General features: G+C 41.8%; 4 protein-coding genes and 1 pseudogene. 3 read left to right on the top strand and 2 right to left on the bottom strand.

Features of this window, described 5'->3' with window-relative positions; genetic code table 11:
- Nucleotides 1-89 (top strand): annotated as a pseudogene (locus tag H6F77_RS22285) (IS1 family transposase); the annotation flags it as partial.
- Here the strand turns inward: H6F77_RS22285 and H6F77_RS22290 are convergent.
- Nucleotides 83-2,434, bottom strand: a complete 2,352-nt coding sequence (locus H6F77_RS22290) for a non-ribosomal peptide synthetase (RefSeq protein WP_190491107.1) — start codon at nt 2,432-2,434, stop codon at nt 83-85. The pseudogene H6F77_RS22285 and the gene H6F77_RS22290 overlap by 7 nt on opposite strands.
- A 240-nt stretch (nt 2,435-2,674) precedes the next feature.
- On the opposite strand from H6F77_RS22290, the gene H6F77_RS22295 reads away from it, so the two are divergent.
- Both H6F77_RS22295 and H6F77_RS22300 read left to right on the top strand, forming a co-directional pair.
- Nucleotides 2,675-4,102, top strand: coding sequence for a sugar transferase (locus H6F77_RS22295; protein ID WP_190491108.1), 1,428 nt, complete (start codon nt 2,675-2,677; stop codon nt 4,100-4,102).
- A 797-nt stretch (nt 4,103-4,899) separates the two neighbouring features.
- The gene (locus tag H6F77_RS22300) at nt 4,900-7,011 is read left to right on the top strand and encodes a GumC family protein (RefSeq protein WP_190491109.1); all 2,112 of its coding nucleotides are present in this window, start codon (nt 4,900-4,902) and stop codon (nt 7,009-7,011) included.
- A gap of 404 nt (nt 7,012-7,415) precedes the next feature.
- On the opposite strand, the gene H6F77_RS22305 is transcribed toward H6F77_RS22300, so the two are convergent.
- The gene (locus H6F77_RS22305) at nt 7,416-7,832 is read right to left on the bottom strand and encodes a hypothetical protein (RefSeq protein WP_190491110.1); all 417 of its coding nucleotides are present in this window, start codon (nt 7,830-7,832) and stop codon (nt 7,416-7,418) included.
- Nucleotides 7,833-7,942: the final 110 nt, after the last annotated feature.

Here is a 7,942-nt window from a genome sequence, read left to right on the forward strand (position 1 = left end):
GCTATTCAAAATCCGAGGAAATGCTGAGATACTCAATTCGGCTGTTACTGCACTATCTCAAATTCTGGGATGTCCCTATTCCTCAATGATTCATAGCACCATTATGCAACGCCCAATTTTTTAGCTGTTTAAAGAAGCCCGCGATATAACGGTTGATCTGCAACTGTTCGCCAGCGGTGACGACTTCGCTTATAGACTGGGGCGCGATCGCATAAGTATCGGCGGCTTCGGCTATGTGCTGTAGGGCGATAAAGGGCAGAAACAGTCTTTCTATCTTTTCGTTGTTGATGAACTGCAACAACCTTGGGGCATCTCGTCGTATTTCTTCGGAGATGAAGACGAGGGTTCCCCCCGCGCACCAGGTAGAGAACATTTCCTGGAAGGAGACATCAAAGCTAAGAGATGCAAATTGTAGTGTCCTTGCTTCCCCGGTTAGTTTGGAGTTTTGCAGTTGCCATGAGATTAGGTTAGAGAGGGCGCGGTGTTCGAGGGCTACGCCTTTGGGTTTGCCAGTTGAACCGGAGGTGTAGATTGCATAGGTTAAGTTGTCGGGGGTGACGCTGCTTTCGGGGTTGGTTGTGCTGTTTTGGCTAATTGATTGCCAGTCGGCGTCGAGGCAAATTACACGCGCTTGATGTTCGGGTAAGCTTTGGACTAGGTGAGTTTGGGTGAGTATGACGGGTGCTTGGGTATCTGCGAGCATGAAGGCCAAGCGCTCTTTGGGGTAGGCTGGGTCTAGAGGTACATAAGCGCCGCCTGCTTTGAGAATAGCTAAGACAGCGATCGCCATTTCCAAAGAACGCTCGATGCATATGGCTGCAAATACATCAGGCTTGATGCCAAGTTGCTGTAGGTGATGAGCTAGTTGATTGGCTCTTGCATTGAGTTCCTGGTATGTCAGTTGCCGATCTTGATGCAATGATGAAGCGATCGCACTCTTGAGTGCGGCAACAGCGTCCGGCGTCTTTTCTACCTGCTCTTCAAATAATTTGTGAACGCATTTGTCCTGCCCATAATTCGCCTGAGTTTCATTCCACTGCCATAACTGCTGCTGCTCCCAATTTGTAAGCATCGGCAATTGGGTAATCTCTTGATGGGGGTTTGCTACCATACTCTCGATCGATGTCGCAAGATGCCCCAGCATTCGATTAATTATTGCCCCATCAAAGCGCTGGCGATCGTACTCAATTTTTAATAGCAGGTTTTTCCTAAAATTTGCATAAATTGTAAGCGGAAAAGTTGTCTGCTTTATTAACTGAAACTCTTGGTTTGTACAGTTACTACTCTCACCCTGTAAAACTGAATTTATTTCGTAGTTTTCAACAAATAAAATGCTCTCAAACAAGGATGTACCGCGAGGGATGTCACTCCATTCCAATACTTTGGCGAGTGGAGTTTGCTCGTAATCTTCCAAGCTAATCCATGCAGCTTGAAGTTGTTTGAGCCAAGTTAGTACAGGTACATCAGCAGACACGCTGACCCGTACTGGCAGGATATTAATGAAGAGTCCTAGCATCGATTCTGCTCCCTCTAGAGCAGACGGACGACACTCCCTTACCCCCCCAAATACTACATCTTCTTCCCCGCTGTATCGACTGAGAATTAAAGCCCACGCGCCTTGTATCAAAGTAGTGGTCGTCAAAGCATGGTCTTGTGCCAGAACTAACAGCTTTGAGGTCACGACCTCAGATAGCTGTATTTCTTCCTCTCCATGACCTGCTTGTTGGCTTTGTCTTTGATTAGGAGCGAGTTCTACAACCAATGGGGTGGGAGCATCAAAGCCTCTGAGAGTTTCTTTCCAAAATGTTTCTGCCTTAGAAAGATCCTGCTCCTGTAGCCACTCAATGTAGTGCCGATAAGGTTGAGAAATCGGCAACTCTAAGTCCTGTCCCTGGCAAAAAGCTTCATAAAAGGTAAAAACTTGTTTACACAGTATTGCAAAAGAGCGATTATCCAGTAATATGTTGTGAAACGTGCAAGCTAGCTTGTATTCGGTGTCAGATAACTGTAACAGCGCCAATCTCATCAAGGGTGCCTTTTTAATATCAAATCCGCGCTGCCGATCGTCCCGGATATAGGCAATTAGTCTGTCTTGTTGTTCGCTGCTTGATAGAGCGCACCAATTTTGGTGCTCAAAAGGTAGTTCAACCTGTCCGTGCAAAGTTTGAACGGGTTCGTTGAGACCTTCCCAAGAAAAGTAGCTTCTCAAAATTTCATACCGCTCCACTACTCGCTGCCAAGCTCGCATCAAAGCTGAAACATTCAAGTTTTCATGCAAAGAGCAGATCGCCTGCTCGATGTCTAAGCCAGCTTGTTGTGTGGAAATGCTATTGAACAGCATACTCTGCTGCATTGGGGAGAGTTTATATGAAAAATCATTACCATTTGTAGTTTCAGCGATCGCATAGGTTTTTAGTGAAGATATGTTTGTCATAAAAATGGTTGATGTTCCTGGGCAAATATATATAGTAAATATCTAATATACGCACGAATAATATATGTATGTATAAGTAAATCTACGTAAAAAAATAGTAATTTTTATTTAAAGTAAATTGCAAGAAGAGTTTTTACTTAACATACATCCCAGCGTAATCTACTATACTTATAAAATACTGAGTGCATCGAAGACACCAAGCATTATCAATCTACAAGATTTCCTCACATTTTTAAGAGAATGGACAAAAATAAGGGTGATCTAAGAGCTCCAATTATTACTAATATCAGCCGGGGAGCGATTCGTAATTGGCTTCGGGTGGTTGTTCTAGTTGTGCTAGATAGTTTAATGCTGACTTTAGCTTGGAGCATTGCCGAGCGATTAGGGACGCAAGTGGAAGGGTTCCATCTTTTGTGGAAAAATCACGACAAACCAGGATTCCTACTGCCGCTTTTAGCGATCAGCATAGGTATTATTGGTGGCGCGGGATTGTATGGAACTGATGACCAACGCCGTAACTTTCCCAGCTTGATCAAAGCTGTAACCCTGGCTCATGTTGTCTTACTAATTACAGCTTTTTTTAATCAATCTGGCGTGTTGATATCCCGTTCGGTATTTTTTTGGGCTTGGTTACTAAGTTTAATTTTCGTGTTTGCCGAACGCCTGCTGCTGCATCAGTCTATCATCACTATTCGCAGTAAAAATTCCCAGCTGCGAGATCCAATTTTTCTGTTAGGAAATCCAGAAGATATTGAGAAGACACAACCATTACTACAGAAAGCGAAGCAATTTCAGGTGGTTGGAACGGCGGATTTATCTATAAGAGAAAATCCCGTCGTATGGTCGCAGACTCTTGACAATATCCGCCGCCAAAAGGTCAGCGAAATATTTGTTTGTTCGTGGCAATCTGTAAAAGATCCGATAATTTTATTTTGGGAATTGAAATCAGCTGGAATCCAATTAAGGGTTTTACCAGTTAGTTTAGAATTACCCAGACAGTGGTCTGAAATTAAGATGATCGGACGGGTTACAACTATACGGTTTAGCTCTCCTCCCATCGTTGGTAGTGATTTTTGGCTAAAACGTGGCTTCGATATACTAGCTTCATCTGCAATTTTGCTATTAATCGGCCTGCCTTTAGTGATAATTGCGATCCTGATAAAACTTGATTCACCTGGTTCAGTATTTTACAGGCAGACGAGGGTCGGGTTAAAAGGTCGGCACTTTAAAGTCTGGAAATTTCGCACTATGGTATCGAATGCCAGCGAGTTGCAAAAAGAACTAGAAGCAAGAAACGAAGTTAAAGGCGGGGTACTTTTCAAATTAAAAGACGACCCCAGAATCACTAACATCGGGAAGTTTCTCAGGCGTTATAGTTTAGATGAATTGCCACAGCTCATCAATGTGTTATACGGTGAAATGAGCCTTGTAGGCCCGCGCCCTCTTCCTGTGCGCGATGTAGAAAGGTTGTCGGAACACCACTTTTTGCGTCATGAAGTGTTACCTGGAATTACAGGTCTGTGGCAAGTTAGCGGTCGTTCAAATGTAGATTCTGATGAAGTTTTCTATTTGGATATAGCCTATATTCAGCACTGGTCCCTTGCTCTGGATTTTAAGATATTGCTACAAACAGTTAAAGTAGTTTTGACCAAGGAGGGTGCTTACTAAAAATTGGGGTTGAGAAATTTTTATTGGGCACGGCAGTAAATAATTGATAGGATCGTGCTGCTATAACGCCAAATTAATGAAAGATCTTGCTGTTGATTTCAAAACTACGGGCGAGCAAAGTTACAAGCACTGGAGTGAAGTTAATAAATAGCAGGCAGGAGTAAAACGCGATCGCGCTTTCATTGCTCTTTTGTTAGGGTTGCTAATTTCGTGCTGACTTACGCTGCTACTGCCAATCCTTTACTGTTGTTTTTCCAAATAAGCTTGCATCACATAATCAAACAGCGTTTTGTAATTTTTAAATTTATAACTGAAACAAAACATTTTTACTATTATAGTTATAGCCTGAGTAGCCTATCCAAAGGATAGCTTGCCTGGGCGAGTATGACAACCAAGGAGATAATTGAAAAAATGTTAATAATGGGAAAATATTTAAAGTATTAGAGGACCTATAAGAGTGGAATTCAAGCCTCTCTCTAACTATCACTGCAAGCCTTCGACTTATATCGCTATAATAAGTTCACGAATAAGGAGCGAGCCATACGTGATATTTTCATAGTCGTAAAAGTCTTAAAAAAGAGGTTGTAATCAAATGTACCTTGTTTATAGTTAGCTTTTATAGAGGTATATATTTACCTGGTGTAATAATTTAATAAAATACACATATCTGAAAACATTCAGATAATGATTTAAATAATTGCTTATTCATAAAAATTATATTACAGGGGTAATACCCCGACGTTCCGCACAGATCCGCGTTTATTGGCACCTTTGTAAGAGTAACCCCCCAAACCTTTATGGAATCTAGAGAATCTATAGATTTAGATTTTAGCCGCTACTTGCTTACCATAAAACGTCGCTGGCTACCTGCTGTAACTATTTTTACAATTACCGTTACCAGTGCTGTCTTTGCTACACGCTTTTTAAAGCAATCGTATCAAGCTGAAGGAAAACTATTGTTCAAGGTAGATCGAACCTCTGTCCTAACAGGAGTAGGAGGAGGAACAGAAGAGTTAAGGCCTCTTGTATCTACCCAAAATCCTCTGAGTACAGAAATAGAGGTTGTTTATTCCAAACCGCTCTTGCAGAATACAATTGACGCAATAGGTCTCAAAAATAAAAAGAATCAACCCGTCACCCCTGAAGACATCAAACGAAAGCTAACGGTAAAAATTATTGGCGGCACGGATGTGTTGCGAATTGCCTATGAAAGCAGCACAGCCGAAGAAGCGGCGACCGTAGTTAACAAAGTTATGAGTCTTTACATACAAAAAAATATTCTCACTAACCGGGCTGAGGCGGCGGCGGCGAGGGAATTTATTGCCCAGCAGCTTCCTAAAACTGAGGCGGCGGTTCGTAAAGTAGAAGCATCTTTAAGAGAATTTAAGGAGAAAAATAACGTCGTATCGCTACCAGAGGAAGCAAAAACAGCAGTCGCGGCGATCGCGGCTTTAGACAGCCAGATTACTACTCTTCGCGCTCAACTTCAGGAAACAGTGGCCCGAAGCGCTGCGCTGGGCAACACGGTAGGTCTAAGCGCCCAAGAGGCGATCGCTGTAAGCGCTCTCAGTCAGTCGCCTGCGGTGCAGGGGGTTCTCAAAGAACTTCAAGCTGTAGAGACACAGTTAGCCAATCAGCGAAGCATTTATCGCGAGGAATCGCCCACGATTGCCAGCCTCAAGGATAAGGAAACGATTCTAAAAGTTCTTCTACAACAGCAAATACAGCAGGTTGTTGGCTCTCAGATACAAATTCCCGAACGGCTGTTGCAGATTGGAGACCTCAAACAAAACCTTATCAAAGATTTTCTAGCAGCAGAAGTACAACGCCTTAGTTTAGCTAAACAACTGGCTTCTCTGTCTAGTTCCCAAACTGCCTACCAAAAACGAGTTAATATCCTACCCAAATTAGAACAGGATCAGCGGGATTTAGAACGGAAGCTGGAAGCAGCTCAATCTACCTATGCCACCCTGTTGAAAAAAATGCAAGAAGCACAGGTAGCGGAAAACCAAAATACAGGTAATGCCCGGATTATTGAGGATGCTACAGTTCCTGAAAAGCCGGAATCAGGCTCGAAAGCTAAGATAATCGCTCTAGGGGTACTGTTAGGAGCGCTATTTTCCACGACTACTATCTTACTTTTAGAAATTAGCGATAAATCTATCAAAACCCTAAAGGAAGTTAGGCAACTATTTGGTTATCCTTTAATTGGAATTATTCCCTCTTTTGGAAAGAAGATTGCTTCCCGCAGTCGCAAAGCAAAAACGACTACTATAGAAATTCCTGTCGTAGATGCCCCTTACTCTTTAGTTAGTGAAATATACCGGATGATTCAAGCAAATCTGAAGTCTCTTAGTTCAGATAAGCAGTTAAAAATTATTGTAGTAACTAGCTCAGTTCCTAAAGAGGGTAAGTCTACTGTTTCAGCTAATTTGGCAGCAGCTATGGCTCAGCTGGGGCGTAGAATCTTGCTAATTGATGCAGATATGCGCCACCCTTGTCAGCATCATGTTTGGAAACTTAGTAATGCATTAGGTTTGAGCGATGTTCTAGGCGGTGGGACTAAATCCTGGACTGCGGTATGTGAAGTCATGGATAATCTAGATGTCCTTCCCGCTGGGGTAATGCCTCCCCATCCACTAGCTCTCCTAGACTCTACGTGCATGGTTTCACTCATTAAGGATTTTTCAGATAAATATGATTTTGTGATTATTGATGCACCTGCTTTGATGATTGCAGCAGATGCTCTGACATTGGGGCAAATTACTGATGGCATTTTGTTAGTGGCTCGACCTGGAGTTATTGATTCTGCTAGTCTTATTTCTGCTAAAGAAATGATAAATCCCTCTGCCCAGAATATCTTAGGTCTGGTAGTCAATGGCGTAATGGAAAAAAGTAAATTTAAATAATTTTTATTATTGAAACAGTTCATATTATTAAATTTTAATAAAAACGATATTTTACTTTTTGAAAAAAGCGTTTTTACTCAATTGCAATTTTATAGAGTATAAAGTTTAAGCGCCTTTACTAACAGCATTTTAAAGGTGAATAGCGCTGGTTTACGTTAAATTGAGTCAATATTTTTAAGTTAATATAACCGTGTACTTTCCCATTCCTAAGTTTGATTGTGGGGGCATAAAGCTTGGCATCTTTACAGAGCTATAGCATTAAATTGATAATATCTATAATTGTAATTTTTAGGGAGATACAATCCGCCAGAACAAATATGAGCAAGCTATTAAGCTGAGGCAGCGCTCGCAAACATTTTAATACTCCTTTTAAAAGGTTGGTAAGATAAAGTATGAAAAGCTAGCTAATTAATAATAGCGATAGAATCACGTTGAATTAGGGCTTCTACCTTGGCAAACGGCATTGATTTTAAACCTGCTTTCACAGAAGTTAATTTTCCGCTACGCAAACCAAACAAAATGCCAGAGTAAGGATGCTGAATTGCTAGATTAGCCAACTCTTTTGGGGTTGCTGCGGTGGATGCGATCGCCTGATAATTTTCTACAATTTCCTCAACCAGCGCCTCATATTTAGCCTGAATATTCTGGTAAATAGGAAGCCATTCCGGAAAATAACTTAAAACCTCGTCACCTTCAGCATTTACTATTATTTCTAACAAGCGCCTGTCGCTAAGTCCACCCTTAGTATGAGCTAACGCCACATATTCAGGCGATTTAACCTTTACGCGATTAAACTTATCGTCGCAGACGATGTATCCCAATACTTCTCGGTTAAGCTCTAAGCAGTGTTGAGAATGGAGAAGTTAAGATGTTCACATTGAGTTCCAGTTCCCCTATGAAATGGCTTTTTAGACGGGAACTTTGAGCGAGA

It is taken from the genome of Microcoleus sp. FACHB-831 (genome assembly GCF_014695585.1).
Lineage (GTDB): Bacteria > Cyanobacteriota > Cyanobacteriia > Cyanobacteriales > FACHB-T130 > FACHB-831.